At 72.5% G+C, this 25,739-nt stretch carries 22 protein-coding genes and 1 riboswitch; of the genes, 7 read left to right on the forward strand and 15 right to left on the reverse strand.

From position 1 onward, the window contains the following. Nucleotides 1-15 precede the first annotated feature (15 nt). Genes FF041_RS08280 through ribD form a run of 3 tightly spaced genes read right to left on the reverse strand, consistent with a single transcriptional unit; the run spans nt 16 to nt 2,357 of the window. Nucleotides 16-660 carry a nicotinamide mononucleotide transporter family protein gene (locus FF041_RS08280; RefSeq protein WP_153483815.1) on the reverse strand — a complete coding sequence of 215 codons (645 nt, stop codon included), beginning with the start codon at nt 658-660 and terminating at the stop codon, nt 16-18. After that, a complete protein-coding gene (locus tag FF041_RS08285) occupies nt 657-1,265 on the reverse strand; it encodes a riboflavin synthase (RefSeq protein ID WP_323371723.1) in 609 nt (202 codons plus the stop codon). The genes FF041_RS08280 and FF041_RS08285 overlap by 4 nt, the downstream gene beginning before the upstream one ends. Next, a complete protein-coding gene (gene ribD / locus FF041_RS08290; protein WP_323391444.1) occupies nt 1,266-2,357 on the reverse strand; it encodes a bifunctional diaminohydroxyphosphoribosylaminopyrimidine deaminase/5-amino-6-(5-phosphoribosylamino)uracil reductase RibD in 1,092 nt (363 codons plus the stop codon). A 165-nt stretch (nt 2,358-2,522) separates the two neighbouring features. Further along, nucleotides 2,523-2,653: riboswitch (FMN riboswitch) on the reverse strand. Nucleotides 2,654-2,952: 299 nt separating this feature from the next. On the opposite strand from ribD, the gene FF041_RS08295 reads away from it, so the two are divergent. Further along, nucleotides 2,953-3,759: an SDR family oxidoreductase gene (locus FF041_RS08295; protein WP_153521685.1), complete on the forward strand. Its 807-nt coding sequence runs from the start codon at nt 2,953-2,955 to the stop codon at nt 3,757-3,759. A 249-nt stretch (nt 3,760-4,008) separates the two neighbouring features. Here the strand turns inward: FF041_RS08295 and FF041_RS08300 are convergent, their stop codons facing one another. Next, nucleotides 4,009-5,178, reverse strand: a complete 1,170-nt coding sequence (locus tag FF041_RS08300) for an ROK family transcriptional regulator (protein ID WP_153521686.1) — start codon at nt 5,176-5,178, stop codon at nt 4,009-4,011. 96 nt (nt 5,179-5,274) lie between these two features. Between FF041_RS08300 and FF041_RS08305 the strand changes: the two genes are divergently transcribed. Further along, on the forward strand, nt 5,275-6,504 hold the full coding sequence (locus FF041_RS08305; protein ID WP_153521687.1) for an MFS transporter: 1,230 nt from the start codon (nt 5,275-5,277) through the stop codon (nt 6,502-6,504). Between the two features lie 284 nt (nt 6,505-6,788). On the opposite strand, the gene FF041_RS08310 is transcribed toward FF041_RS08305, so the two are convergent. Continuing rightward, nucleotides 6,789-8,072, reverse strand: coding sequence for an alginate lyase family protein (locus FF041_RS08310; protein WP_153521688.1), 1,284 nt, complete (start codon nt 8,070-8,072; stop codon nt 6,789-6,791). 208 nt (nt 8,073-8,280) lie between these two features. On the opposite strand from FF041_RS08310, the gene FF041_RS08315 reads away from it, so the two are divergent. Continuing rightward, nucleotides 8,281-9,729: a uracil-xanthine permease family protein gene (locus tag FF041_RS08315; protein ID WP_323391445.1), complete on the forward strand. Its 1,449-nt coding sequence runs from the start codon at nt 8,281-8,283 to the stop codon at nt 9,727-9,729. An 89-nt stretch (nt 9,730-9,818) separates the two neighbouring features. Then, nucleotides 9,819-10,544, forward strand: a complete 726-nt coding sequence (locus FF041_RS08320; protein WP_228388084.1) for a DUF5995 family protein — start codon at nt 9,819-9,821, stop codon at nt 10,542-10,544. A gap of 48 nt (nt 10,545-10,592) precedes the next feature. On the opposite strand, the gene FF041_RS08325 is transcribed toward FF041_RS08320, so the two are convergent. From FF041_RS08325 to FF041_RS08335, 3 genes are all read right to left on the reverse strand, one after another. Further along, a complete protein-coding gene (locus FF041_RS08325; RefSeq protein ID WP_153521690.1) occupies nt 10,593-12,299 on the reverse strand; it encodes a flavin monoamine oxidase family protein in 1,707 nt (568 codons plus the stop codon). A gap of 62 nt (nt 12,300-12,361) precedes the next feature. Continuing rightward, nucleotides 12,362-13,192 (reverse strand): carbon-nitrogen hydrolase family protein, encoded by an 831-nt coding sequence (locus FF041_RS08330; RefSeq protein ID WP_153521691.1) that lies wholly within the window; start codon nt 13,190-13,192, stop codon nt 12,362-12,364. A gap of 291 nt (nt 13,193-13,483) precedes the next feature. Continuing rightward, nucleotides 13,484-13,939, reverse strand: a complete 456-nt coding sequence (locus FF041_RS08335) for an Lrp/AsnC family transcriptional regulator (RefSeq protein WP_323371727.1) — start codon at nt 13,937-13,939, stop codon at nt 13,484-13,486. Between the two features lie 371 nt (nt 13,940-14,310). Here FF041_RS08335 and FF041_RS08340 point away from each other — a divergent pair, with 371 nt between their 5' ends. Then, nucleotides 14,311-15,345 carry a GDSL-type esterase/lipase family protein gene (locus FF041_RS08340; protein ID WP_323391446.1) on the forward strand — a complete coding sequence of 345 codons (1,035 nt, stop codon included), beginning with the start codon at nt 14,311-14,313 and terminating at the stop codon, nt 15,343-15,345. On the opposite strand, the gene FF041_RS08345 is transcribed toward FF041_RS08340, so the two are convergent. The 3 genes from FF041_RS08345 to FF041_RS08355 form a co-directional block, all read right to left on the reverse strand. Further along, the gene (locus FF041_RS08345; RefSeq protein ID WP_323391447.1) at nt 15,305-16,177 is read right to left on the reverse strand and encodes an RNA polymerase sigma factor SigF; all 873 of its coding nucleotides are present in this window, start codon (nt 16,175-16,177) and stop codon (nt 15,305-15,307) included. The genes FF041_RS08340 and FF041_RS08345 overlap by 41 nt on opposite strands. 146 nt (nt 16,178-16,323) lie before the next feature. Continuing rightward, nucleotides 16,324-17,766 (reverse strand): GuaB1 family IMP dehydrogenase-related protein, encoded by a 1,443-nt coding sequence (locus FF041_RS08350; protein WP_323391448.1) that lies wholly within the window; start codon nt 17,764-17,766, stop codon nt 16,324-16,326. Nucleotides 17,767-18,003: 237 nt separating this feature from the next. Then, nucleotides 18,004-18,714, reverse strand: coding sequence for a helix-turn-helix transcriptional regulator (locus FF041_RS08355; protein WP_153521693.1), 711 nt, complete (start codon nt 18,712-18,714; stop codon nt 18,004-18,006). A gap of 538 nt (nt 18,715-19,252) precedes the next feature. On the opposite strand from FF041_RS08355, the gene FF041_RS08360 reads away from it, so the two are divergent. Beyond that, nucleotides 19,253-19,783 (forward strand): hypothetical protein, encoded by a 531-nt coding sequence (locus FF041_RS08360; protein ID WP_153521694.1) that lies wholly within the window; start codon nt 19,253-19,255, stop codon nt 19,781-19,783. A 100-nt stretch (nt 19,784-19,883) separates the two neighbouring features. Here the strand turns inward: FF041_RS08360 and FF041_RS08365 are convergent, their stop codons facing one another. The 4 genes from FF041_RS08365 to fmt all read right to left on the reverse strand — a co-directional run bounded on the left by FF041_RS08365 (nt 19,884) and on the right by fmt (nt 24,610). Next, nucleotides 19,884-20,915 (reverse strand): sugar-binding transcriptional regulator, encoded by a 1,032-nt coding sequence (locus FF041_RS08365; RefSeq protein ID WP_323391449.1) that lies wholly within the window; start codon nt 20,913-20,915, stop codon nt 19,884-19,886. Nucleotides 20,916-21,037: 122 nt separating this feature from the next. Next, entirely contained in the window at nt 21,038-21,724 is a 687-nt protein-coding gene (rpe, locus tag FF041_RS08370; RefSeq protein ID WP_153483834.1) for a ribulose-phosphate 3-epimerase, read from the reverse strand. A 290-nt stretch (nt 21,725-22,014) separates the two neighbouring features. Beyond that, nucleotides 22,015-23,460 carry an RsmB/NOP family class I SAM-dependent RNA methyltransferase gene (locus FF041_RS08375; RefSeq protein ID WP_153521695.1) on the reverse strand — a complete coding sequence of 482 codons (1,446 nt, stop codon included), beginning with the start codon at nt 23,458-23,460 and terminating at the stop codon, nt 22,015-22,017. 211 nt (nt 23,461-23,671) lie between these two features. Further along, complete coding sequence (fmt, locus tag FF041_RS08380) at nt 23,672-24,610, reverse strand: methionyl-tRNA formyltransferase (protein WP_153483836.1); 939 nt, start codon at nt 24,608-24,610, stop codon at nt 23,672-23,674. A gap of 276 nt (nt 24,611-24,886) precedes the next feature. Between fmt and FF041_RS08385 the strand changes: the two genes are divergently transcribed. Continuing rightward, nucleotides 24,887-25,420 (forward strand): hypothetical protein, encoded by a 534-nt coding sequence (locus tag FF041_RS08385; protein ID WP_153483837.1) that lies wholly within the window; start codon nt 24,887-24,889, stop codon nt 25,418-25,420. Nucleotides 25,421-25,739: the final 319 nt, after the last annotated feature.

Below are 25,739 nucleotides of genomic sequence, written 5' to 3' on the forward strand. Positions count from 1 at the left end.
CGGGGGTCGCTGTGGTCATGCCGGGGCTCCTTTCAGAACCGGGGTACGGGTGCGGAGCCACCAGTCGCGCAGCCCCCACAGAACGAGTGCGAAGTAGATCACGTAGACCAGGCCGGAGAAGGCGAGCCCGCTGTTGAAGGCCAGGGGCACGCCCACGATGTCGACGAGCAGCCAGGCGAACCAGAATTCGACCAGGCCACGGGCCTGGGCGACCATGGCGACCAGGGTGCCGACGAAGATATAGGCGTCGGCCCACGGGCTCCAGGACAGGGACGGATAGAGGGTGAAGAGGCCGCCGACGGCGAGGGTCCCGGCGATCGCGCCGCCGGTGAGCAGGGCGCGCTCCCGCCAGGTGGCGAAGCGGACGGCGATGGAGCCGTCCCGGGCCCGCTGCCGGCCCAGGGTCCACTGGCGCCAGCCCCAGAGGGCGACGCCGGCGACGAGGAGCTGTTTGCCGACCCCGCCGCTCAGTTCGGCGGACGCGTAGGCCGCCACGAGCACCAGGCCGGAGACGAGCTGCGCGGGCCAGGTCCAGATCGAGCGCCGCCAGCCGAGCGCCAGGGCGAGCAGACCGATGACGTTGCCGACCATGTCGGACCATTTGATGTCCTGGCCGAAGGCCGTGAAGGCGACGGAGTTCAGGGTGGACAGGGCGCTCATGGCGTCGCCTCCGGGGCGCGGTCCCCGAGCAGCCGCTCGACGTACTTGGCGATGATGTCGACCTCGAGGTTGACGAGGTCGCCGCTCTCCTTGAGCCCGAGGGTGGTCAGGGCGAGCGTGGTGGGGATGAGGCTGACGGTGAAGTGGTCCGGGCCCGCGTCCACGACGGTGAGGCTGACGCCGTCGACCGTGATGGAGCCCTTCTCCACGACATAGCGGGAGAGCCCGGCGGGGAGGGAGATCCTGACGATCTCCCAGTGCTCCGACGGGGTGCGCTCGGCGATGGCTCCGGTGCCGTCGACATGGCCCTGGACGATATGGCCGCCGAGCCGGTCGCCGACCGCGGTGGGCCGCTCCAGATTGACCCGGGAGCCGGTGGTGAGGGAGCCGAGGCTGGAGCGCTTGAGGGTCTCGGCCATCACATCGGCGGTGAACTCGCCGTCGCCGGTCTCGACCACGGTGAGGCAGACGCCGTTGACGGCGATGGAGTCGCCGTGCCGCGCGCCTTCGGTGACCAGGGGACCGCGCAGCCGGAAGCGTGAGGAGTCGCCGAGGTTCTCGACGGCGGTGACCTCACCCAGTTCTTCGACGATTCCGGTGAACACTCAGCGCTCCTTGGGTGCGATGGCGGGGACGGCGGTGATGCGCAGATCGGGGCCGAGCCGTACGGCGTCGGTCATATCGAGCCGCAACGCCTCGGTGATGGTCGTGATTCCGCCACCGGCGAGGGCGGCGGGGCCCGCGCCGAGCAGGGCGGGGGCGAGATAGCCGACGACCTTGTCGACGGCCCCGGCCGCGACGAAGGCTCCGGCGAGGGTGGGTCCGCCTTCGAGGAGCACGGAGCGGACGCCCCGCCCGTACAACACGTCCAGCAGGGCGGGGACGGCGATGCCGCCCTCGGCCGCCGGGAGTCTGACGACGTCGACGCCGGGCAGATGGCGGATGTCGGCGCGCTCCCCGACGGCGATGAGGGTGGGCGCGGCGCCGTCCAGCACCCGGGCCGCCGGCGTGAGCGTGGCGTGGGTGTCGAGGACGACCCGCAGGGGCTGTACGGCGTGGTCGACGCCCCGGACGGCGAGCTGCGGGTCGTCGGCCCGGAGGGTTCCGGAGCCGACGACGACGGCGTCGGCCTCGGCGCGCAGCCGGTGGACGTCGGCCCGGGACTCGGGGGAGGTGATCCAGCGGCTGGTGCCGTCGCCCGCGGCGATCCGGCCGTCGAGGGTCGCGGCGTACTTCCACAGGACATGGGGGCGGCCGAGGCGTACGGCGGTGAGCCAGGCGGTGTTTCCGGCCGCCGCCTCTTCGGCGAGCAGGCCGGACTCGACCTGGAGACCGGCGGCGCGCAGGGTGCGGGCGCCTCCGGCGGCCTGGCGGTCGGGGTCGCCGACGGCGTAGACGACGCGGCTGATCCCGGCGTCGATGAGCGCCTGGGCGCAGGGGCCGGTGCGGCCGGTGTGGTCGCAGGGTTCGAGGGTGACGTACGCGGTGCCGCCGCGGGCGCGGTCGCCCGCGGCGCGCAGGGCGTGCACCTCGGCATGGGGCCCGCCCGCACGCTGGTGATAGCCGGTGCCCGCGGTCCGGCCGGAGGCGTCGGTGATGACGCATCCCACGACCGGGTTGGGGCTGGTGGCGCCGAGGCCGCGGGCGGCGAGCTCGATGGCTCGGCGCATGGCGGCGGTGTCGGCTGCGGTGACCACCGGGTCCTCCTGCCTCATAGGGCACGGACTCCGGGGCCTGTCGATGACGACAGAGAAAGCGGACGCCTGATGCACAGCCGCGCCGGGCCGAGAGAGCCGCCGATCGCCGCCGCTGAGGGGCGATCAGCCGCGGTCTACGGCCGGCGTGCCGGAAAAGGCCGCCCGCCGCGCACTGCCTCCCATCCGGACTTTAACCGTCGGTCCAGGAATTTCACCTGGTCAACCGGCCGCTGGCTGCGGACGGGTCGCGGACTGTAACCGCCGGTTCGGAATTTCACCGACCCCGGAGTGCGCTGCTGCTGATACAGGGCAAGTCTGCCATGCGCAGCTGTCCGCCAAACGGGTGACTCCATGTGGCCTGACTCACAGCTGACCTGGAATGGATCATCAGCTTGGCTTGATTTTGACCTATTGACCCCTCTGGTCTAGTCCTTTTACGCTCTGCGGACCTCCGCACGCGCGCGGGGTACGGATGCCCGGCGGCGGAGTCCCGGCCCTTGTCGTCGCCGGGCATTCCCGCGCCGGTCCCGCCGAGGCGCGGACCGGGCGGGCATCCGACGCGCCGGGCGCCCGGGCCTCTGCCTACGCTGGCGCCATGACCTCAATCCTGGTGACGGGCGGTACGGGGACGCTGGGCCGGCTGGTGTGCGAGCGGCTGCGACAAGGCGGGCACGAGGTACGGGTGCTCAGCCGTCACTCCTCCCCCTACATCGTCGATCTGCGCGAGGGCACGGGCCTGGACGCGGCGGTCGACGGGGTGCACACGATCGTCCACTGCGCGTCGACTCCGCGCGGCGGCGACGTCGAGGCGGCCGGGCATCTGCTCACGGCGGCGCGCGAGGCCGGGGTGTCGCATCTGGTCTATATCTCGATCGTCGGGGTCGACCGGGTGCCGCTGGGCTATTACCGGATGAAACGCGAGGTCGAGCGGATGATCGAGCGGGCGGGCCCGGGGACGGGAGCCGGGACTGGAGCTGGGGCCGGGACAGGGGCCGGGACAGGGACAGGGGACGGGATCGGCTGGACGGTGCTGCGGACGACGCAGTTCCATGAGCTGGTGCTGCGGCTGCTGTCGAGCGCGGCGAGGCTCCCCGTACTGCCGGTGCCGTCCGGGGTGAGCGTCCAGCCCATCGCGGCGGCCGAGGCGGCTGACCGGCTGGCGGAACTGGCGCTGGGCCCGCCCGCGGGGCGGGTCCCGGACCTGGGCGGCCCGCAGATCCGGCCACTGTCGTATTTCGCCCGCCACTGGCTGACCACGACGGGCCGCCGCCGCGCGGTGCTCCCGGTACGGCTTCCCGGCGAGGCGTACGCCGGCTTCCGCGCGGGCGGCCATCTGGCCCCGGACCGGGCGGTGGGGAGAGTGACGTTCGAGGAGTTCCTGCGGGAGCCCGTCGGCGGATGAGGGGCCGGGGACCCGACGGGGACGGTCGCCCCCGGACTCCGGCTCCCCCGGGCACGGGACCCGGCGGGGACGGTCACCCCCAGGCACAGGCCCCCCCGGGCACAGGACCCGGCGGGGACGGTCACCCCCAGGCACAGGCCCCCCGGGCACAGGACCCGGCAGGGACGGTCACCCCGGGCACGGGACCCAGCGCAGACGGCCAGCCCCCGGGCACAGGACCCACCGGAGGAAGCCGCCCCCGGCCCCGGCTCATGCGCCCTGGGTGAAGACGTCCTCCTGAGCGCGGTCGCGGACCGTCAGCAGGGCCCCCTGGAGCACGGCCGCCCCGCCGAGTTCGCCCGCCCGGACCTGCGTCGGCAGCGGGGTGAGCTCGGCCAGCCGGTCCTGGACCCTGGACGCGAGCTCCGCGCCGCCCGCCAGCCCCACCTCCCCGCCGAGGACCACACACCCCGGGTCCAGGATGGACACCACCGCCGCCACCCCCAGTGAGAGGCGGTGGGCCAGCACATCGAGGAAGGCGTCCTGCCCGGAGGCGACCGCCTCCGCCACGAGCCCCGCCGCTCCGGGCCCGGCCGACTCGGGCGCCTTCAGCCCGTGCTCCTGCGCGAGTTCGCAGATGGCCGCCGAGCCGGTCAGGGAGTGGAAGCCGCCCCCGCAGTCGGACGCGGACGGCAGTCCCTTGGTGCCCGGCACCGGCAGAAAGCCGATCTCGCCCGCGCCGCCGGACGCCCCTCTGCGCAGCCGGCCGTCGAGGAAGAGCGCCGCGCCGACGCCATGGCCGAGCCAGAGGAAGACGAAGGTGTCCCGGTCGCGCGCCGCCCCGGCCCGCTGCTCCGCGAGCGCGGCGAGATTGGTCTCGTTCTCCAGGACGACCCGCGCGGGCAGCCGCTCCTGGAGCGCGGCGACCAGTCTGCGGTGCCAGGCCGGCAGCCCGGAGGAGTCCCTGAGCTCGCCGTTGTCCGGGTCGATCAGACCCGGCACGCCGACGCCGACGCTGTGCAGCCTGGCCGCGCCCGCGTCGCGCGCGGTCTGCTCCAGCAGGGCCGCCACCTGTTCCACGGCGGGCTCGGTGCCGGTGTCCGTGCCGATGGGCAGCGACGCCTCGGCGAGGGTGGCGCCGAGCAGATCGGCGACGACCAGCGAGACGCCCTGGGTGCGGACGTCGAGGGCCGCGAGATGGGCGCGGTCCGCGACGATCCCGTACACCCGGGCATTGGGGCCGCGCCGCCGGGCGCCCGCCTCTCCGACGATCCGGATCAGCCCCGACTCCTGGAGCCGTTCCACCAGATCGGCGACGGTGGGCCGGGAGAGGCCGGTCATGGCCTTCAGCTGCGCGGCCGTCAACGGGCCCTCGCTCTGGAGCAGTCGGAGAGCGAGCCGGTCGTTGATGACCCGGGCGGTGCTCGGGGATGCGGGCATATCCGAATCCTTTCAGAGACCCCCCGATATGACCATTAACTATCAGGCAGGGTTCCTGATAGTTTACTTCCACCGACGACAGGGAGGGACACCGCCATGGCGGACGACGCGGCCTTCGGCCCACAACGATTGAAACGAGCCAGGTTCGCCGTAGCCGCGGCGTTCCTGGTGCACGGCTCGGTGACCGGCAGCTTCGCCACCCGCATCCCCTGGATCCAGGACCACGCGGGGGTCAGCGCCGGACAGCTCGGGCTCGCGCTCGCCTTCCCCGCGATCGGCGCTTCGCTGGCGATGCCGCTGGCCGGGCGGGTCAGCCATCGCTTCGGCGCGCGCACCGCCCTGCGCTGGCTGCTCGCGCTCTGGACCCTGTCGCTGATCCTGCCCTCGCTCGCGCCGAATCCGGTGACGCTCTGCTTCGCGCTCTTCGTGTACGGGGCGGCGTCGGGAATGTCCGATGTGGCGATGAACGCGCTCGGGGTCGAGACGGAGAACCGGCTCGGCCGCTCGATCATGTCGAGCCTGCACGGCATGTGGAGCGTGGGCGCGCTGCTCGGCTCGGCGGGCGGGACCCTCGCCGCGCATCTGGGGACCGACGCCCGGCTGCACCACGCGCTCGCGGCCGTCGCCCTCACCGTGCTGGGGCTGATCGCCTGTCAGGGCGTACTGGATCTGCGCAGCACTCCGGACGAGGAGCCGCCGCCGCGCTTCGCGGTGCCTCCCAAGGCCGCGGTGATCATCGGCGCGATCGGCTTCTGCGCGGTGTTCGCGGAGGGCGCGAGCCTGGACTGGTCGGCGGTCTACCTCCGGGACGAGCTGGGCACTTCGGCGGGGCTCGCGGCGGCGTCCACCACGGCCTTCGCGCTGACGATGGCGCTGGCCCGGCTGGTGGGCGACCGGGTCGTGGACCGTTTCGGCGCGGTGCGCACGGTCCGCTGCGGCGGGGTGCTGGCGACGGCGGGCGGTCTGCTGGTGGTCATCGCGCCGACTCCGGCGCTGGCGATGACCGGGTTCGGGTTCATCGGGCTGGGGGTGGCGGTGGTGGTGCCGGTCGCCTTCGCGGCGGCGGCGCGCAGCGGCCCGCGCCCGGCGCAGGCCATCGCGGGCGTCGCGACCATCACCTACACCTCGGGGCTGATCGCGCCGTCGGCGATCGGCGGGGTGGCCGACGCGACGAGCCTGGTGGTGTCCTTCGGTCTGGTGACGGCGCTCGCTTTCGGCCTGATCCTGGGCGCGGGGGTGCTCCGCTCGGCCCGGACCGAGGGCGTGTCGCCCGATGCGGCCACGGCGGCCCCGAAGGGACACGCCGTCCCCGGGCCGAAGGTCTGATCCTCACGCCGGGGGCCCCGGGCGGGACCGGGAGCCTCCGGCACGCCAGGGTCCGGGTGCGGGGAGTCCGGCTTCCGGGCACCCCCGCACAAGGCACGAGTGCCGCGCCGACCTCCGCGCGACAGACGACCGGCCTGTCCAGGAGGAGGACCCCCCGGACGGACACCCGCCCGGGGGTTCCGGCTTCCGGGGCGCCCGCCCCGTACCAGGCATGAGCACTCCGGGCCCACCCCCGCACCGCCACGACGGTTCCCTACGGCCGGGCCGCCGGCGGCAGCCCTGGGTCATCCCGCGATGGAGTCGAGCTGTTCGGCGGCGGGCCGCAGCGCCCAGAGGTCACCTCCCGGCGGCGGCTCCAGCCCCGGGACCGCGGCTCTCGCCCCGGGGTCCCCCGCGTCCGCCGCCGCGTGGACCACATCCGTCGCCGCGTACCGCAGAAACGTCAGTTCGGGGTGGGGCCAGGGGGCCGCGCCGGTCGCCGCCGGCAGCAGATACCGCACCGCCTTCGCCAGGCTCTGCCCCTGCGGGCCCCGGTGCGCCCAGAGATCGACTCCGAGCTGAGCGCCGATCGCGGCGAGCCGGACGTGGGCGACCAGGCCGAAGGTCGAGTAGTGCCAGCTGCGGGTTCTGCGCAGCTCCTGCGGCTGACGGCCGTCCGCCGCGATCTGGGCGTCGATCCGCTTGACGCGGGCGTCGCGGACGATCCGCCGGGCCAGCGCCCGGTCCCCGGTCGCGACGGCGAGCGCGGCGAGCTGCATGTCGTGGAACGTGCCGTGGTTGTTCTCGGCCGCCGCCTCCTCCTTGCCGAAGTCGCTGGTACGCAGCCACTCCAGGAACGCGACGTTCCAGGCCCGCATCGCGGCCCGGTCGCCCGCCCCCCAGCCGGGCGCGTCGGCGCCGAGGATCGCGACGGCGTCCAGCACACTCGTATACATCTGCGAGAAGTCGATGATCCCGATCGCCCGGCCGTCGTACTTGCACGGGATGAACTGCCCGTGGTCGAGGTTCGGGTTCATCCTGGTCGCCGGGTCCGTGAACCAGCTCCGCAGAATGCTCGCCGCGTGCTCGGCGTACTGCTTGCGGCCCGTGTAGTACCAGGCCAGGGCCAGGGTGGTGGACGCGTTGACGACCTTGCCGATCTCCGGCCTGTCCGTGCCGGTGTCGACCTCGGGATTGCGCTCGCCGTCCCGCTGGACATACGGACAGCCCCAGGGGTTCTCCGGGGTCCTCGGCTTGGTCGGCCACCAGTAGGGGGCCTGGCTCAGATAGTCATGGGGGTCGCCGCTCGGCGCGGGTCTGGGCTTGTCCACCACGGTCCAGGGCCCCTGCCCGAGCCAGCCGTCCGCGCGGGCGGCGAGCTCCTCCGCCGCCCGGCGCAGCGCGGGGTCGCCCCGGTCGAGCCGTCTCTTCGCCTGCTGGAGCCGCTCTCCGTCGATCACCACCGTCCGGGGCGGCGGGCCGGAGCCCGCCGGGGCGGCCTGGGAGGGAGCCGTCGGCGCCAGCACGGCGAGCGCGGCGGCCACGGCGGTGAGGACGACTCCCCACCGCCGTGCGGGATTTGCGGCCATCACACACTCCCTGTCAGATATATGAATCAGATTCATGGACCGGACCGTGTGAGCGTAGGACCGCGGGCCAGAGGTGACAATCCCGTGCGCACCATTCACGGAGGGAACCTCTGGCCGAAAGTCGCACTACCATTGCGCCGTTCCGCGATCGCGTTCATCGATCGCATTCCGGTCGTCGACGACCCCCTGGACAGAAATGGAGCGGCCCGTGAACCTCGGCGTGCGCTGGACCCTGCACGGCGACGGGCGGACACCCGCTCCGGGCGCCGTCGTACGCCCCGACGAACGGCTCACCTGGCCGCGTACGGCGGGGCTCGGCGCTCAGCATGTCGTGGCCATGTTCGGCGCTTCCTTCGTCGCCCCCGTGCTCATGGGTCTTGATCCCAATCTCGCGATCATGATGTCCGGCGTCGCGACGATGATCTTCCTGCTCGCCACCCGCGGCCGGGTGCCCAGCTATCTCGGCTGTTCGCTCTCGTTCGTCGGCGTCGCCGCCGCCATCCGGGCGGGCGGCGGCGACAGCGCGACCGTCACGGGCGCGGTCTTCGTGGTGGGCGCCGCCCTCTTCCTCGCGGGCCTCGCCGTCCAGCGGTTCGGCGCGCGGATCATCCACGCCGCGATGCCGCCGATCGTGACCGGCGCGGTGGTCATGCTGATCGGCTTCAATCTCGCGCCGGTCACCGCCAGCACGTACTGGCCGCAGGACCAGTGGACGGCCCTGCTCGTGATGCTCTTCACCGGTCTGGCCGTGGTCTGTCTGCGGGGCTTCCTCTCCCGTATCGCGATCTTCCTCGGCCTGCTCTTCGGCTATCTGCTCTCCTGGGTCCTCGACCGGGTCTTCGGCATGATCAATTCCCCCACGGCCGAGGGCAAGGTGACCGACCACTGGCGGCTCGATCTCTCCGGGGTGGGGAAGGCGGACTGGATCGGGCTGCCCTCGTTCCACGGGCCGAGCTTCGAGTGGTCGGCGATCCTGGTCGCGCTGCCCGTGGTCATCGCGCTGATCGCGGAGAACGCCGGTCATGTGAAGGCCGTGGGCGAGATGACCGGCGACTCGCTCGACGACAAGCTCGGCACCGCGATCGCGGCGGACGGCGCGGCCTCCATGCTCTCCACCGCCGTCGGCGGCCCGCCGAACACCACCTACTCCGAGAACATCGGCGTCATGGCCGCCACCCGCGTCTACTCGACCGCCGCGTACTGGGCCGCCGCCGGATTCGCCCTGCTGTTCGGACTCTGCCCGAAGTTCGGCGCGGTCGTGGCGGCGATCCCCGGCGGAGTGCTCGGCGGGATCACCGTGATTCTGTACGGGATGATCGGCCTGCTGGGCGCGCAGATCTGGATCAACGCCAAGGTCGATCTGAGCAATCCGCTGAATCTGGTTCCGGCCGCGGCGGGCATCATCATCGGCGTCGGCGGGGTCAGCCTGAAGATCACCGACGACTTCGAGCTGAGCGGTATCGCGCTGGGCACGATCGTGGTCATCACCGGCTACCACGTGCTGCGGGCCTTCGCCCCGGCTCATATGAAAAAGCGGGAACCGCTGTTGGACGCGGGTACCTCCACCTACGACTCCGACTCCGGCTCGGAGCCCGGCTCCGGCTCCGGCTCCGATGGCAGCGGTGCGGGAAGCGGCGGCGCCCAGGTGAAGCGGTAGCCGGGTGAAGCGATAGCCGGATTCCCCCGTTCCGGGGAAGTCCCGGCCGCACTCCGCCGGATCCGCCCGGCGACTGGGACGCTGCCCCCATGGCACCCAGGGAACAGCTCACGGCGGGCACGGCCAGTACGCCCCAGGCAGCGGACACGACGGCGGACACAGCAGCGGACACGGTGGAGCGGATGCGGGCGCTCCACTCCCGTCTGCCCGCGAAGGACGGCGTCGCGGTCTTCCACCGGATCTATCTGACGGTGACCGAGGAGCTCGCCCAGCGCACCGGCGCGGACGGCTCCCCCGAACGCCGGGGAACGACCGTGCTCGACACGCTCCTCGCCCAGCGCTATCTGACGGCGGTTTCCGCCGGGGATCTCGGGCTGCGACCGCCCGCCTGCTGGCAGCCGCTGCTCCAGTACCGCCACCACCCCGGCGTACGGCCCGCCCAGTTCGCGCTCGCCGGGATCAACGCCCATGTCGGACATGATCTTGCGCTCGCCGTGGTGGACGCCTGCCGGCTGCTGGAGTGCGAGCCGGAGGAGCTGGAGAACGACGTGGACCGCGTCGACGAGACGCTCACCCTGCTGGAGGAGCGCCTGCGCGACGATCTGACGCCGGGCCCGGATCTGCTGGAGCTCGCCGATCCGCTCACCCATCTGATGGGGGCGTGGAGTCTGGACCGGGCCAGGGAGGGAGCCTGGTCGGCGGCCCGGCTGCTCTGGCGGATCAGGGAGCTCCCGGCCCTGGCCGAGGAGTTCGCCGAGCGGCTCGACACGGGCGCCGGGCTGGTCGGGCGCTGCCTTCTCACCCCCTGGCCCTGACCGAACCCCTCACCGGGCCGCGCCGCCCGGTGAGGGCCGCCAGGTGGCTCAGTCCTCCGGCAGCTCGACCGGGGCGATCTCGTCGTACACATCGCCCGGACCCGGGTTGGTCGGATCGGTCGCTCCACCGAGCTGGCTCATCACACCCCACACCGCGTTCAGCGCGGTCTGCACCGCGCCCTCCGCCCAGCCCGCCGTCCAGGAGATGTCGTCGCCCGCCAGGAAGATGCCCCGCTTCTCCGCGGGCAGCCGGTCCTGCATGAAGTGGGTGAACAGCCGCCGCTGATAGCGGTAGTGACCGGGCAGATTCGCCTTGAACGCGCCCATGAAGTACGGCTCGTTCTCCCAGGACACGGTGACCGGGTTGCCGATGATGTGGCTGCGGATGTCGACCTTCGGATAGATCTCGCCGAGCGAGTTCAGCATGACCTCCATCCGCTCGTTGGCCGACAGCGGCAGCCATTTGAGGCTGTCGTCGCACCAGGTGTACGAGAGGCAGATGACGGCCGGCGCGTCGGGGCCGTTGTCCAGCAGATAGGTGCCCCGGGTCATCCGGTCGGTGAGCGTCATCGACATGGCGTCCCGCCCGGTCGTCTCGTCCTTGTCCAGCCAGAACGGCCGGTCGACCGGGACGAAGAGCTTGGACGACTCCATGTAGTGGGTGCGCTCGATCGCGGTCCAGTGGTCGATCGGGAAGAGCGAGTCATCGCAGGCGATCTTGGAGAGCAGCATCCAGGACTGGGCGGTGAACACGGCCGCCTGATAGGTCCGGATGTCCCCCGAGGCGTCGGTGACCGTGATCCGGTTCCCGGCGGTGCGGTTGAGCCGGGTCACGGCGGGCTTCGGCGCTCCGCCGTGCAGCGAGGAGAGCGAGGTGCCCAGCGGCCAGTGAACGATCTTCGCGGGCTCCCGCTCCCACAGCCGCAGCGGCAGCTGCTGGCTCCCCTCGACGATGCCCCGGTGGTGATCGTCCGCCTCGGAGTACACCACCCGCAGGATCTCCAGGATCGAGTTGGGGAAGTCGGTGTCCCAGCCGCCCGTGCCGAAGCCGACCTGACCGAAGATCTCCCGGTGCCGGAAGGACTTGAACGACTCGGAGTCGCAGAGGAACCCGTAGAACGTCTGGTTGTCCAGCTTCTCCACCAGCCGCGCCCAGATCTCCCGGATACGCGGCACATCGCGCTCGCGCATGGCGCGGTTCATCTCGGAGAAGTCGGCGCCCTCCTCCAGAACGGCGTTCCACGCGTCCATCACATCGCGGTAGACCTGGGGAAGGTCGTCGATGGTCTCGGCGTAGTGCGTCTCGCCCTTGAGGTCGACCACGGTCGAGGGGGTTCCCGGGGCGAGCGGATTGGGGAACGGCGTGGTGGTCAGCCCCACCAGATCGATGTAGTGCTGAAGCGCGGTCGAGGACGGCGGAAAGCGCATCGCGCCCATCTCGGCGGTGAGCGCGCCCCCCTCGCCCGCCGCGCCGCAGCCGTCGAAGCCCACCGTACGGAGCCGTCCGCCGATGCGGTCCGCCTCGTAGACGACCGGCTTGAGCCCCATCTTCATCAGCTCATACGCGGTGACCAGACCGGAGAGCCCGCCGCCGATGACCGCGACCTCGGTGCCGTGCTCGGTCGCGGGGATCTGCCCGAGGCCCGCGGGATGGGCCAGGAAGTCGTCGTACGCGAAGGGGAAGTCCGGGCCGAACATGGTGATCGGCGGCTGCGCGTCGGTGTGCTGGACGGCGGTGGGCACCGTGGACGTCATGGGGTGCGGACTCCTTGCACGAGAAAAAAGAGAAGAAAGAGGGACCGGCGGCGGATGCGCGCTCAGCGGTCCCTGGGGAGCGGGGCGGTCAGCGAGGCGTACAGCCCGGGGCGGCGGTCGCTCAGATAGGGATTGGCCGCCCGTGACCCGCCGAGGAACTCCGGGTCCACCTCGCCGGTGACCAGATCCTCACCGCGGCCCGCCCGCACCCGCGCCAGACCGTCGGGCCCGGCGAGACAGCTCAGCCCGATGAATTCGAACTCCCCCTCGGGGCCGGTCCGGTTGACATAGGCGATGTACATCTGGCTCTCGAAGGCCCGCACCGGGACCAGCGACTCGGCGACGAACTGGAAGGGGTGCATCTGCGCGGTCGGCACCAGCAGCAGATCCGTACCGGCCAGCGCATGCGCCCGCACGTTCTCCGGGAACTCCACGTCGTAGCAGATCAGCATCCCGATCCGGACGCCGTCCAGCTCGGCCTGGACGACCGGCTGCTCGCCCGGGGTGAACCAGCGCTGCTCGAAGCAGCCGAAGAGATGGGTCTTGCGGTAGTTGGCGAGCCGGTCGCCGCCGGGGCCGATCAGCTGCGCGGAGTTGAAGATCCGCTCGCCGCCGTCCACCGTGTCCCGCTCGGGGTATCCGTACACGATGGCGAGGCCATGGCGTACGGCGATCTCGGCGACGGCACCGGCGGCCGGCCCATCGGCCGCCTCCGCCAGCTCGGGCACCCGGTCCCCGATCGCGTACCCGGTCAGAAACATCTCCGGGGTCACCAGCAGACCCGCGCCGGCTGCCGCGGCCCGCGCGGCGGCCTCGTCGAGCGCCGCGAGATTCCTGGCGACCGACCCCGGCCGGCCGGAGCTCTGGAGCAGGGTGGTGCGCAGCGATGGCATGGCTGACCTCGGCGGATGATTGCGGGGCGTAAGGGACGGGGAAGACGTTCAAAACGGTACGGTCCGGGCTCAGGTGCGGACAAGGCGCGACCGTTGCGCGCTGATGAGCGATTTATTGCGTGATCCTCGCCGGTCATGGCGATTCATTGCGCGAAGCCCCGCTCAGACCGTGGGACGGGCGTTTTCACCCGTGCGTGGAGCCGGGACTCAGGGCGCGTGGCGCGTGGCTCGGGACTCAGAGCTCGGGACTCAGAGCTCGTGGCTCAGGGCTCGTGGCTCAGAGCTCGTAGCTCAGGCAGGTGAGCCCGAGGAGAAGCGCCTCAGCAGCGGTGAGAGCACCAGCACCGATTTGGTGCGCTCCACGAAGGGCTCCCCCGCGATCCGCTCCAGCACCCGCTCGAAGTGGCGCATGTCGGCGGCGAAGACCTGAAGGATGGCGTCCGCCTCGCCGGTGACGGTGGAGGCGGAAGCGATCTCCGGATAGCGCTTGAGCCCGCGCTCGATGGCTTCCGGCGAGGTGTTGCTGCGGCAGTAGAGCTCGATGAACCCCTCGGTCTCCCAGCCGAGCGCGGCCGGGTCGACCCGTACGGTGAAACCGGTGATCGCGCCCACGGAGCGCAGCCGGTCCACCCTCCGCTTCACGGCGGGGGCGGACAGACCCACCAGCGAGCCGATGTCGGCGTAGGAGCGGCGGGCGTCCTCCGCGAGAGCGTGGACGATGCGTTCGTCGAGGTCGTTGAGTCGCACTGCGGGTGGATCACTTCTCTGCCGGGGCCGGTGGATGGGATGCGGCGCGATGCCGTCACCGCAGTAGAAGCAGTAGAACACGAACGCACGGGCGGTCCGGACCGCCCCGAAGCCCCTCCTCGTACCGGCGCTCGACAGCGGGTGCGTACGGGTGAACGCCACCGGCCCCGGCGGTGGCGGCCGGCCCGCCCACGGCATGCTTTCCCTGCTCGCCGGCGACCCGGCGACCAGCAGTTCAGCGACCCAGCAGCTCAGCGATTCAGCAGCTCAGCGGCCTCAAGGGCTTGAAGGGGCCCCCTTGACACATGATCCGTTCTGCTGCACGGTGCCGCGGTCCGCCGATCTCTCCCCATCCCCCTGTGGAGGCGCTCGTGACCTGGCTCGATCCCCGTCCGTTTCTGCACGGCGTGGCCTGGCTCGACGAAGGCCGGCCGGTGCGCGCCGACCCCGCGGACCGGGGCCGGCTGCCCCGGGACACCTGGGATCGCGCGGTGCTGCCGACCGGCGTACGGCTGGAGTTCACCGCCGGGGGCGCCCGCGCGGTCCGGCTCCGGTACCGCGCCGCGATGACCGGTCCCGACCTGCTCCCGGACTGTTTCGCCCTGTGGCAGTCGGACCGCTGCCTCTCGGAGACCCTCGCCGAACCGGCGGCGGAGGCCGCGGTGACCATCCCGCTGCCCACCGGCGCGCGCGGACGGTTCACCGTCTATCTCCCCGAACCCCGCGCACCGGTCGTTCTGGGGCTGCGCGCCGTGGGCGGCCCGGTCGCCCCCGCACCGGCCCGGCCGCGCTGGCTGGTGCACGGCGACTCCATCACGGAGGGCTGGTGGTCCACCCGCCCGGCCCGTTCCTGGCCCGCGACGGCGGGCCGCCGCCTCGCCCTGGACACCGTCAATCTGGGCTATGCGGGCACCGCCCACGGCGAGCTCGCCATCGCCGAACAGCTCGCGGCCCTGCCCGCCGACGTGCTGACCCTCGCCTTCGGCACCAACTGCTGGTCCAAGGTGCCGTGCTCACCGCCCCTGCTGTACGAGACGGTCCGGGCGTTCCTCACCGTCGTACGGCAGGGGCATCCGGGCGTCCCGCTGCTGATGGTCTCCCCGGTGCTGCGACCGGCGGCCGAGCACGCTCCCAACCGGCTCGGGGCCACCCTCGCCGAGCTGCGCTCCGCGCTGGAGCGGGCCGTCGCCGAACGGGCCCGGGAGGATTCCCTGCTGGCCCTGCTGCCGGGGCGCGATGTGCTCGGCCCCGGGCAGCTGGCCGATGGGATCCATCCCGACGACGAGGGTCACGCCCTGCTGGCCGACGCGGTCACCGGCGCCCTGAGCCCGCTGCTGGAGCGCTCCGGCGGCGGTCCGCCCCGGCTCATCCGACCGCGAGCAGACCCTCGCGCAGCCGCGTGGTGATCCGGGTCAGCAGCCGGGAGACATGCATCTGGGAGACTCCCAGCTCCGCGCCGATCTCCGACTGGGTCAGCTCCGCGCCGAACCGCATCCGCAGAATCCTGCGGTCCCGTTCGTCCAGCTCCTCGATGAGCGGCTTGAGCGCCTGGACGTTCTCGGCGATCTCCAGATCGGCGTCCGGTGCGCCCAGCCGGTCGGAGAGCGGGGTCGAGCTGTGGTCGGAGGAGTCGTCCATGGGCAGGTCGATCGAGCCGGCGGTGTAGCCGTTGCTGGCGACGACGCCCTCGATGACCTCCTGCTCGTCGATCCCGAGGTGCTCGGCGAGCTCCCGCATGGTCGGCGAGCGATCCAGCCGCTGGGAGAGCTCATCGGTCGCCTTGGCCAGATCGATCCGCAGCTCCTGGAGCCTGCGCGGCACATGGACCGCCCAGCTGGTGTCCCGGAAGAACCGTTTGATCTCTCCGACGATGTACGGAACGGCGAAGGTCACGAACTCCACCTCGCGGCTGAGCTCGAACCGGTCGATCGCCTTGATCAGGCCGATGGTGCCGACCTGGATGATGTCCTCCATCTGTTCGGACCGGTTGCGGAAGCGGCCCGCCGCGTACTTCACCAGCGCCAGATTCAGCTCGATGAGGGTGTTCCGCACATACTGGTGGTCGCTCGTGCCCTCCTCCAGCGTCGCCAGCCGGGAGAAGAAGATCCGTGAGATCTCGCGGGCGTCCCGGGGAGCGACCGCTCCTGGATCAGGCACTTCCGGAAGGTTCAGCTCCGTGCTCGGGCACCGTGTTCCAGGCTGTGTGAGTCCGGTCGCGACCTGGCTCGCCGTGGACACTCAGTCCTCCCCTGCTCCGTGGTCAGTGCAGCGCGCGCCTACCCAGGCTCATGCCTTCCATGCCGGGGAAAAGACGAGTCGGCGCAGAAACACGCCGTCCGGCCCAGGATTTCCGGGGCCGGACGGCGTGGGAGTGTTACGGCGGGTCAGTTCCAGCTGGCGTGCAGGGGCTTGCCCTCGGCGTATCCGGCGGCGCTCTGGACGCCGACGATCGCCCGCTCGGCGAACTCCTCCAGGGAGCCCGCGCCCGCGTAGGTGCAGGAGGAGCGGACGCCCGCGATGATGGAGTCGACCAGGTCCTCCACACCGGGGCGGGTCGGGTCGAGGAACATCCGCGAGGTGGAGATGCCCTCCTCGAAGAGCGCCTTACGGGCCCGGTCGTACGCCGATTCCTCGCTGGTGCGGTTGCGGACGGCACGCGCGGACGCCATGCCGAAGGACTCCTTGTACAGGCGTCCGTCCGCGGTCTGCTGAAGGTCGCCCGGCGACTCGTAGGTACCGGCGAACCATGAGCCGATCATGACGTTGGACGCGCCGGCGGCGAGCGCCATGGCCACATCGCGCGGGTGGCGTACGCCGCCGTCCGCCCAGACGTGCTTCCCGTACTTCTTCGCCTCGGCGGCGCACTCCAGGACCGCCGAGAACTGGGGGCGGCCCACTCCGGTCATCATCCGGGTGGTGCACATGGCGCCGGGGCCCACGCCGACCTTGATGATGTCGGCGCCTGCCTCGATCAGATCGCGTACGCCCTCGGCGGCGACGATGTTGCCCGCCACGATCGGGACGTCCGGGTCGAGCCCCCGGACGGCCTTGACCGCGGAGATCATCGACTCCTGGTGGCCGTGGGCGGTGTCCACGACCAGGGTGTCGACGCCCGCGTCGAGCAGTTGCTTCGCCTTGCCCGCCACATTGCCGTTGATCCCCACGGCGGCGGCGATCCGCAGCCTGCCCCGGTCGTCGACGGCCGGGGTGTAGAGGGTCGCGCGCAGCGCGCCCTTGCGGGTGAGGATTCCGGCGAGCCGGCCGTCCTCGTCGACGGCGGGGGCGTACCGCCGGTTGGCGGTGTCGAGTGTGTTGAAGGCGTCACGCGGGTCGATGTCTGCGTCCAGGAGGAGCAGATCCGTGGACATGACCTCGGTCAGCTGGGTGAAGCGGTCCACTCCGGTCAGATCGGCGTCGGTGACGACGCCGATCGGCCGGTGGTCGGCGTCCACCACGACGCCCGCGGCAGGCGCCCGCTTGGGCAGCAGGGCCAGCGCGTCGGCGACGGTCTGGTGGGGGGCGAGCACGATCGGGGTGTCGAGGACCAGATGGCGGGTCTTGACCCAGGAGACGACGTCGGTCACGACCTCGATCGGGATGTCCTGCGGGATGACGACCAGACCGCCGCGGCGGGCGAGCGTCTCGGCCATCCGGCGGCCCGCGATGGCGGTCATATTGGCGACGACCAGCGGGATGGTGGTGCCGGAGCCATCGCGGGACGAGAGGTCGACGCCCTGGCGGGAACCCACGGCCGAGTGGCGCGGCACCATGAAGACGTCGTCATACGTGAGGTCGTACGGCGGCTTCAGATCATTGAGGAAACGCACGTGCTGAACATCCCAGTCGATCGGAGTTGGCCCCCGGGCATCTCAGCCGGGGAAATCGCACGTACTTCATTGTCCCATGGGGCGGGCCGTGCGGGCGGTGGGAGAAAGCTCCAGCTCCGGGGCGGGGCGGCAAGCGGATCCTCCAAAGGCGGGCGCTCGCCCGGTGCGGGCGGGCGAGTGCGTGGGCGATGGACGGCGGACGGCGGGCGACGGGCGACGGGCGGGCCTCCGGCCGGCTCATCCGCGGGGCCCGGGCGGCGGCGAGCCGGACCCGGCGGGGTCGGCGTCCGGGTCCGCGCCGGGGTCGGCTCCTGGCTCCCCGGCGGGGTCCCCGGCGGACGCCTCGTAACGGTCGACGAGCCGTCCGACCACCTTCCGGACGCGCCGGTCCGCCATGGCCCGCAGCAGCCGGAGATCGGCGGTGGCCCGGACGACATAGGGGTCGTCGTCCGCCAGGACGAGGACTTCCTTCGCGTGCCCGAAGCAGGCGGCGACCGCGCTGAGCGGGTCCGCGCAGAAATAGCCGACGTCGACCTCGAAGAAGTCGGCGTATTTCTGGGCGAGCACGATCGACGGGTTGTTCTTCCCGTTACGGAGATTCCCGACATGCTGTTTGTTGGTCTGGAGCGCCTGGGCCACTTCGGTCTGGGTGACCCGTTTCCCCGTCCGGGGGGACAGCCGGGTCCGGAACAGACAGTCGAGGCGCTGGGCGAACAGCTTCTCGCGCTGCCCCTGGTCGATCGGCGGGTCCACCTCCGGGGGCGGGAGCGTGCCCGCGCGCAGGGCTTCGACATAGCCGAGGTCGACTCCGGCGCGCTCGGCGGCCTCCTCGCTGGTCCACGGCCGCTGGAGGGCCGCGGGCCGGACCGCTTCGAAGAGCAGATTGAGCCGTGCCGCCACACGCCGGGGCAGCTCCATCGCGTCCATCGCGCCGGACGGATCCGTCATGCGCTGGGGACCTCCCTGACCGCGCGCACTGAGCGGTGCGGACCGCGGACGCGGTCGGCCGATTCCCGCGCCGCCGCCCGCGGAGAACCCGACCGCAGAAGTATCCGCGCGGCGGACGGAGCCGGTCAAGAAGTGCTGACGAGCCGTCTCATCGCGGTGGTGAAGCGCCCGTTCGGAACTCCGGCGCGGCCCCTCGCACGCTCCGCCGGGGCGGATGAGGGCCGGTGCCTGTGGGCCGCGGCCCAGGACGCGTACATTCCTTCCGCGACGCCTGCGCCGTCCGGGCGGGAGCGCGTAGGGTAAAGAATTGTTGACCGGCGCTTCAGGATCCGTTCATCGGTCCGGGCCCGGCGCGAAAGGTGGTGCGCGCGTTCTCCGGCAGCCGGTTTTCGTTACGGGTTCGGCGGGTGCGGCGGGTGCGGCATCCACCGGATGCCCGAAACCGCCCGGACGAGCGGGGTGTTCCGAAGCCCTCGGAAACGCCCCACCGCGATACCCGCTCAAGAATGGTTCTCTGTATTCCGACGAGGTCGCCGATATGTTATTCCACCGGGCAGCCGTACTCGGCTCCGCTCCCGATGCCCATCGCATCTCGTACGGGCTGTTCATCGCGGGGGTACCCGCCCAGACCTGGATTCTTCCCGGGGAATGCGACGGCCGCGCGGCCGCGGAATGCGCCGAAGTGAGCGCCGCCCGCGGCGAGTGGGCCTCCCGGCTGGCGCGGACCGACATCACCGTCACGGCATTCCGCGACCCGCGCATTCTGGACGAGGCGGTCGTCCCTTATCTGCTGCCCCATCTCCCCATCGGGTCGGTCTGGCTCCAGCTGGGCCGGGCGGCGCACCGGGGGACGGATCGGCTGGCGCTGGCGGCGGCGGACTACGAGATCAGCTTTCTCTCCCCCTACTGCCAGGCCGGTTCCGGCGCGGCCGACGCCTTCTGCGACGTCGCCGTCCGGCAGTGCTCCGATGTACTGAGCGGCTATGAGCCGCTCGCTTCCTGGCTGCCCTCCCCGGGGGCCGTCTCCGCCTGCCGCTCGCCTCATTCGGCGGCGTCGGCGGCGCTGTGACGCTCCGGGGCGGCTCGGCACCGGGGTACGGCGCAGCCGGTCGGTCCACGGCCGCCGCCTGCGCCCTGTCGGGGACCGGCGGCGGCCGTGGATCGCCGGGTCAGTCGTCGGGGTCCGTCCGGTCCAGCGCCGGGCGCGGGCCCGCGGGCCCCGAGAGCAGCTGGTCGGCCGCCGCCGTGTCCGTCACCAGGCTGGTGACCAGGCCCGACCGCAGTACGGCCCCGATCGCCTCCGCCTTGCGCGCTCCACCCGCGATCGCGACGACCTCGGGGATACGGCGCAGCCGGTCGGCCTCCACCGTGATGCACCGCTCGCCCAGATCACGGCCGACCCGGCGGCCGTCCCGGTCGAAGAGATGCGCGGACATCTCGGCGGCGACGCCGTACGAGGCGTACCGCGCGCGCTCCTCTTCGCTGAGCATGTCGTAGACCGTCGAGATGCCCGGCTCCCAGGAGCCGATGGAGACGGCCGCGACGGTGACCTTGTCGAAGTACTCGAAGGCGCGGGCGATACCGGTCTGGTTGCGCAGCGCCGCGGCGGTCGCCGCGTCGGGCAGCAGCATCGGCGCGTAGATGGGGTGCGCGTCGCCGCCGGACACCTGGGCGGCACGCCGGACGGCCTCCACCGAGCCGCGCTCGGCGGTCCCGGCGTCGTACACCCCGGTGAGCTGGACCACCGTGCACGGTGGCAGCCGGTCGAGGGCTGCGGCCATGTGAATGGTGGACCGGCCCCAGGCCAGCCCGAGCACATCGCCCTCGTTGACCAGCTCGCCGAGCAGATCGGCGGCCACCTCGCCCAGGTTCTCCGGGTCGGGCGACTCCTCGGCCTCCGCCGGCGACTCGACGACGACCGCGTGCCGCAGCCCGAAGTGCGCGCGCAGCGCGTCCGAGCGCTCGGCGTCCAGTTCGGCGGGGACGCGGATCTCGATGCGTACGAGATCACGCTCCAGCGCCGTCTCCAGGACCCGTGCGACCTTGAAGCGGCTGACGCCGAACTCCTCCGCGATCTGGATCTTGGACTTGCCCTCTAGATAGAAGCGGCGGGCCATGGCCGCCGCCTGCACCAGCTCCGCGGGTCCCATTCGCGCAGCTGACCGGCCCGTCGACACCGCGATCTCCTCACTGCTGTTCACACTACGGATCCGTCATCCTGTCAGATCCGCTGGATGTTGATCAGCCCCGATGGGCCGAGTTCAGTTGCTTATGGCTCAGTGGCCGGGTGCGCGGTGGCTCAGTGTGCGCACCTACGGCTCTCTCAGTGATGGCATGCCCAGCCCGCCGTGGCGATGGTCCGCGCGGCCTTGTCGCGCAGCGAGCCGACCGCCTGTGCGGGGTCGCTCGCGCTGTAGACGGCGGAGCCGGCGACGAACACGTCCGCGCCCGCCTCGGCGCAGCGCTCGATGGTGGCTTCCGAGACCCCGCCGTCCACCTGGAGCCAGAGTTCGAGGCCGTGCTTGGCGATCAGCTCCCGGGTGCGGCGGATCTTCGGCAGCATGATGTCGAGAAACGCCTGACCACCGAAGCCGGGCTCCACGGTCATGATCAGCAGCATGTCGAGCTCGGGGAGCAGATCCTCGTAGGGCTCGATCGGGGTGGCCGGCTTGAGCGCCATCGAGGCGCGCGCGCCCTTGGCGCGGATCTCGCGCGCCAGCCGTACGGGCGCCGCGGCGGCCTCGGCGTGGAAGGTGACCGATCCGGCCCCCGCTTCGACGTACTGCGGCGCCCAGCGATCGGGATCGTCGATCATCAGATGGCAGTCCAGCGGGATATCCGTCGCCCGGCTGAGCGACTCCACGACCGGCACGCCCAGCGTCAGATTGGGGACGAAGTGGTTGTCCATCACATCGACATGGAGCCAGTCGGCGCCCTCGACGGCCTTGGCCTCTTCCGCCAGGCGGGAGAAGTCGGCGGAGAGGATGCTCGGATTGATCTGTACGGCCATGGCCCAAGCCTGCCATGTTCCGGGGCGCTTCCCCGCCCAGGCGGGGTATCCGGTACGGACCAACATGATTCCGCGGGAGCAGAGTCCATGCAAATACCGCATTTCCCCCACTGCTGAGGAGGTGAGACAGCGGATACGGGGCCGTCGGCGCCGGCCCGGCCGCACGTCTCCGCCGGTCGGGCCGGGCCTGGTGACATGCCCCGCGGGCGTCTCCCCGGCCCGGCCCGGCGGCTTCGCGGAGCAGTTCCGCGCTGTACGGCCGCCTCTCAAGCGGGCCGTACGGCCGCGTCTCAAGCGGTGCGCCTCAGCAAGGCGAGATACATCGCGTCCGTCCCGTGCAGATGCGGCCAGAGCTGGACGTCGGGCCCCTCTCCCAGCGCGGGCACCCCCGGCATCAGCGGCCGGGCGTCCACCCACTCCGCCGCGACGGGCGGGCCGCCCCGTCCGCGCAGGACGTCGTCCACGACCACCCGGGTCTCGGCGAGATGCGGCGAGCAGGTCGCGTACCCCACCACGCCGCCGACCCGTACCGCGCTCAGCGCCTCGCGCAGCAGCGAGCGCTGGAGCGGCGCGAAGCCCTCCAGGTCCTCCGGACGACGGCGCCAGCGCGCCTCCGGGCGGCGGCGCAGGGCCCCGAGCCCGGAGCAGGGCACATCCACCAGGACGCGGTCGAACACGCCCGGCAGCCACGGCGGGCGGGTGCCGTCCGCGGCGATGACCTGATACGGCCCGGGGTTCCCGGTGAGCGCCCGCGCCACCAGCCGGGCGCGGTGCGGCTGCTTCTCGGAGGCGAGCAGCGAGGCGCCCCGCTGCGCCGCGAGCGCCGCCAGCAGGGCCGCCTTGCCGCCGGGGCCGGCGCAGCCGTCGAGCCAGCGGGCGTCTGGGCCCTCCAGCGGAGCGTTGGCGAGGGCGAGGGCGACCAGCTGGCTGCCCTCGTCCTGGACTCCGGCCCGGCCCTGCGCGACCGCCTCCACCGCGCCGGGTTCGCCGCCCTCGGTGAGACGTACGGCATAGGGCGACCAGCGGCCCGGCAGCGCGGACTCCTCGCCGAGAGCGTCGAGCAGCTCATCGGCGGTGGAACGGCCGGGACGGGCGACGAGGGTGACCTCGGGGCGCTCGTTGTCGGCCTCCAGCAGATCCTCGATCCCCGCCCGGCCGCCGCCCAGCGCGTCCCAGAGCGCGGTGACGATCCACCGGGGATGCGAGTGCACGACCGCGAGATGGTCCTCCGCGTCCGCCTCGTACGGCGGCGCGACCCGCGCCACCCAGGTGTCGAGGTCGTCCTGCGCGACTCTGCGCAGGACGGCGTTGACGAACTTGGCACGCCCGTCGCCGAGCACCACGCGGGCCAGGTCCACGCTCGCGGAGACCGCGGCGTGGGTGGGGATGCGGGTCCCCAGCAGCTGATGCGCGCCCAGCGAGAGCACATCGAGCACCGGCGGATCGACCTCGCGCAGCGGCCGGTCGATACAGGCCGCGACGATCGCGTCATAGGTGCCCTGGCGGCGGAGCGTGCCGTACACCAGCTCGGTGGCGAGGGCCGCGTCGCGGGCGTCGAAGCCGCCCTGTTCCCGCGCCTTCCTCAGCAGCGGCGGCAGGACGAGATTCGCGTACGCGTCACGCTCGTCGACGGCTCGCAGCGCCTCGAAGGCGAGCACCCGCACGGGGTCCTTCTGCGGGCGGCGGTAGGGCTTGTGGGGTCGGCGGGGCCTATTGGCGCGTGCCTGGTCGTTCAAAGGTGCTCCGCTGTGAAAGGGTCCGAACCCTGCCAGCGTAGTCCCCCCTCCCGGGCGGGCGCCCCCGGTGCCGTGCCGCGGCCCGGGAGGGGGCCGGGAGGGGCCGGGGCAGGGGACCGTGCCGGGGAGGTATCACCGGGTGAAGGCCCGGGCGGCCTGACGGGCGGGTGCCGCCGCGCGCGGGGCCGCTGCTGGGGACCGGCTGGGGCCGCTACTGAGAGATGCCCAGGCGCTCGCCCGGGGCGATCCGCACACCGCGCGCCCAGTCGGCCGCGCTCATCGGCTTCTTGCCCTGGGGCTGGACCCAGAGCAGCTCGACGGCGTGCGATCCGGTGCCCGCGTACACGTCCTTCTTGCCCACGACGAGCTCGCCGGGGGCGAGACCGGCGCGCTCCGGGTCCAGCCGTACGGAGACCAGCTTCAGCCGCTCGCCGCGGAACTCCGTCCACGCGCCGGGGGCGGGGGTGCAGCCGCGGACGACCCGGTCGACGCGCAGGGCCGGGGCGTGCCAGTCGACCCGGGCGTCCTCGACGCTGATCTTCGGCGCGAGCGATACGCCGTCGGCGGGCTGCGGAACGGCCTTGAGGGTCCCGTCCTCGATGCCGTCCATGGTGGCGGAGAGCAGTCCGGCCCCGGCGAAGGCGAGCCGGGTCAGCAGGTCGCCGCTGGTGTCGGTGGGGCGGACCCGCTCGGTGATCACGCCGTAGACCGGGCCCGAGTCCAGCCCCTCCTCGATCAGGAAGGTCGCGGCCCCCGTCAGCTCGTCCCCGGCGAGCACGGCGTGCTGCACGGGCGCGGCCCCGCGCCAGGCGGGCAGCAGCGAGAAGTGCAGATTGACCCAGCCGTGCGCGGGCACGTCGAGGGCCGTCCTGGGCAGCAGCGCGCCGTACGCGACGACCGGGCAGCAGTCCGGGGCGATCTCCCGCAGCCGGGCGAGGAAGTCCTCGTCGCGCGGCTTGGCGGGCTTGAGCACCTCGATCCCGGCCTCTTCGGCGCGCTGGGCGACGGGGCTGGCGACCAGCCGCCGACCGCGTCCGGCGGGCGCGTCGGGGCGGGTGACGACGGCGGCGACCTCGTGCCGGCCGGAGGCGATCAGGGCGTCCAGGGCGGGTACGGCGACCTCGGGGGTGCCTGCGAAGACGAGCTTCATCGGTGCTGAGTGCCTCTCAGGCTGGGTGGGTTCGGTGAGCGGGCGACGCGCGCCGGGTGGGCCGGCGGCGTACGGATGCCGGGCGGCGACCCAGTCTATGGGCGATCACCACAGGGGGCGTACGGAAGCCCGCGCGCCCTGTGAATATGCGCTTACGCCCCTGGAGCGTGACCACATCGGCGGGTGACGCGTTGGTCAAGAGAGATTGACCGAAGCGGGCCGACCCGATGCCATGCGGCCCGACCCCCTGCCAACGCCGGTTCGAGAGGCTTCCCAATGGCCGACCACGCAACCCACGACGCCCAAGCCCGGGCGAGTCTGCACTTGTTGGTGCGGGACATCGAGCGGGTCCGCCGACAGGTGGACGCACTGCGCACGCTCACCGCCCAGCTGGGCAATGTCTACCGCCCGCGCCGTTCCGGGCCCTCCACGGGCTTCGTCGTCTACGGCAGGGCCCCTGCCCCGACGGTCCGACTCGCACAGGAGCTGCGGGACAGCGTCGAGACGCTGGTGACGGCGGCGGTGGACTTCGACCGCTCGCTGGGCTTCTCGTGGGACGCGGTGGGCTCGGCGCTCGGGGTGACCAAGCAGGCGGTGCACCGCCGGTACGGCGCCCGCAGAGCGGCCCAGCCGGCGGTGGCCGGCGATGACCGCGTCGTCGAGCAGGGGGCGACCCGCACCCTGCCGGGGCCCGGCCTTCCGGCGGCGGTCCCGGCGGCGCGGGCGATGCCGCCTCAGCCCCCGGTCACCGCGGGCCCCCTGCGCGAGGAGGCCCGCCCGGGCGCCTTCCCCGGCCCGCGCAACGGCTGACCGTCCTCGGCCGTTTCCCCGGCCGCGCCGTCCGCCCGGTGCCTCTCCCCCAGCCCGCGAGCCCGTGAGCCCGCGAGCCGGGGGCACCCCTGGCGAGGCCCGGCCGCCGATCTCCCCGGAGGACCTGGGCAGGGCCCTCGGCGGAGTCCCGCCTGCCCAGGCGCTTCTCCCCGGCGGCTCTGCGGGCATGCGCGGGGTCTCCCGGGCTTCTGCCGGTCACCGAGGTCGGTGACCCGGCGGAGTCCGGGCACCCCACCGCCGCACCCCGGGGCCGGGGCATCGGGGCTGTGGCGGGCACCCGCCCCAGGGCGGGTGCCCT

It is taken from the genome of Streptomyces jumonjinensis (assembly GCF_009600885.1).
Taxonomy (GTDB): domain Bacteria; phylum Actinomycetota; class Actinomycetes; order Streptomycetales; family Streptomycetaceae; genus Streptomyces; species Streptomyces jumonjinensis.

Coding starts and splice junctions, on each gene's coding strand:
- FF041_RS08280 (WP_153483815.1), bottom strand. CDS start 660: ATGAGCGCCCTGTCCACCCTGAACTCCGTCGCCTTCACGGCCTTCGGC.
- FF041_RS08320 (WP_228388084.1), top strand. CDS start 9,819: ATGGCACCCAGGGAACAGCTCACGGCGGGCACGGCCAGTACGCCCCAG.
- rpe (WP_153483834.1), bottom strand. CDS start 21,724: ATGGCCGTACAGATCAATCCGAGCATCCTCTCCGCCGACTTCTCCCGC.
- FF041_RS08300 (WP_153521686.1), bottom strand. CDS start 5,178: ATGCCCGCATCCCCGAGCACCGCCCGGGTCATCAACGACCGGCTCGCT.
- FF041_RS08310 (WP_153521688.1), bottom strand. CDS start 8,072: ATGGCCGCAAATCCCGCACGGCGGTGGGGAGTCGTCCTCACCGCCGTG.
- FF041_RS08325 (WP_153521690.1), bottom strand. CDS start 12,299: ATGACGTCCACGGTGCCCACCGCCGTCCAGCACACCGACGCGCAGCCG.
- FF041_RS08295 (WP_153521685.1), top strand. CDS start 2,953: ATGACCTCAATCCTGGTGACGGGCGGTACGGGGACGCTGGGCCGGCTG.
- FF041_RS08330 (WP_153521691.1), bottom strand. CDS start 13,192: ATGCCATCGCTGCGCACCACCCTGCTCCAGAGCTCCGGCCGGCCGGGG.
- FF041_RS08385 (WP_153483837.1), top strand. CDS start 24,887: ATGGCCGACCACGCAACCCACGACGCCCAAGCCCGGGCGAGTCTGCAC.
- fmt (WP_153483836.1), bottom strand. CDS start 24,610: ATGAAGCTCGTCTTCGCAGGCACCCCCGAGGTCGCCGTACCCGCCCTG.
- FF041_RS08355 (WP_153521693.1), bottom strand. CDS start 18,714: ATGACGGATCCGTCCGGCGCGATGGACGCGATGGAGCTGCCCCGGCGT.
- FF041_RS08305 (WP_153521687.1), top strand. CDS start 5,275: ATGGCGGACGACGCGGCCTTCGGCCCACAACGATTGAAACGAGCCAGG.
- FF041_RS08360 (WP_153521694.1), top strand. CDS start 19,253: ATGTTATTCCACCGGGCAGCCGTACTCGGCTCCGCTCCCGATGCCCAT.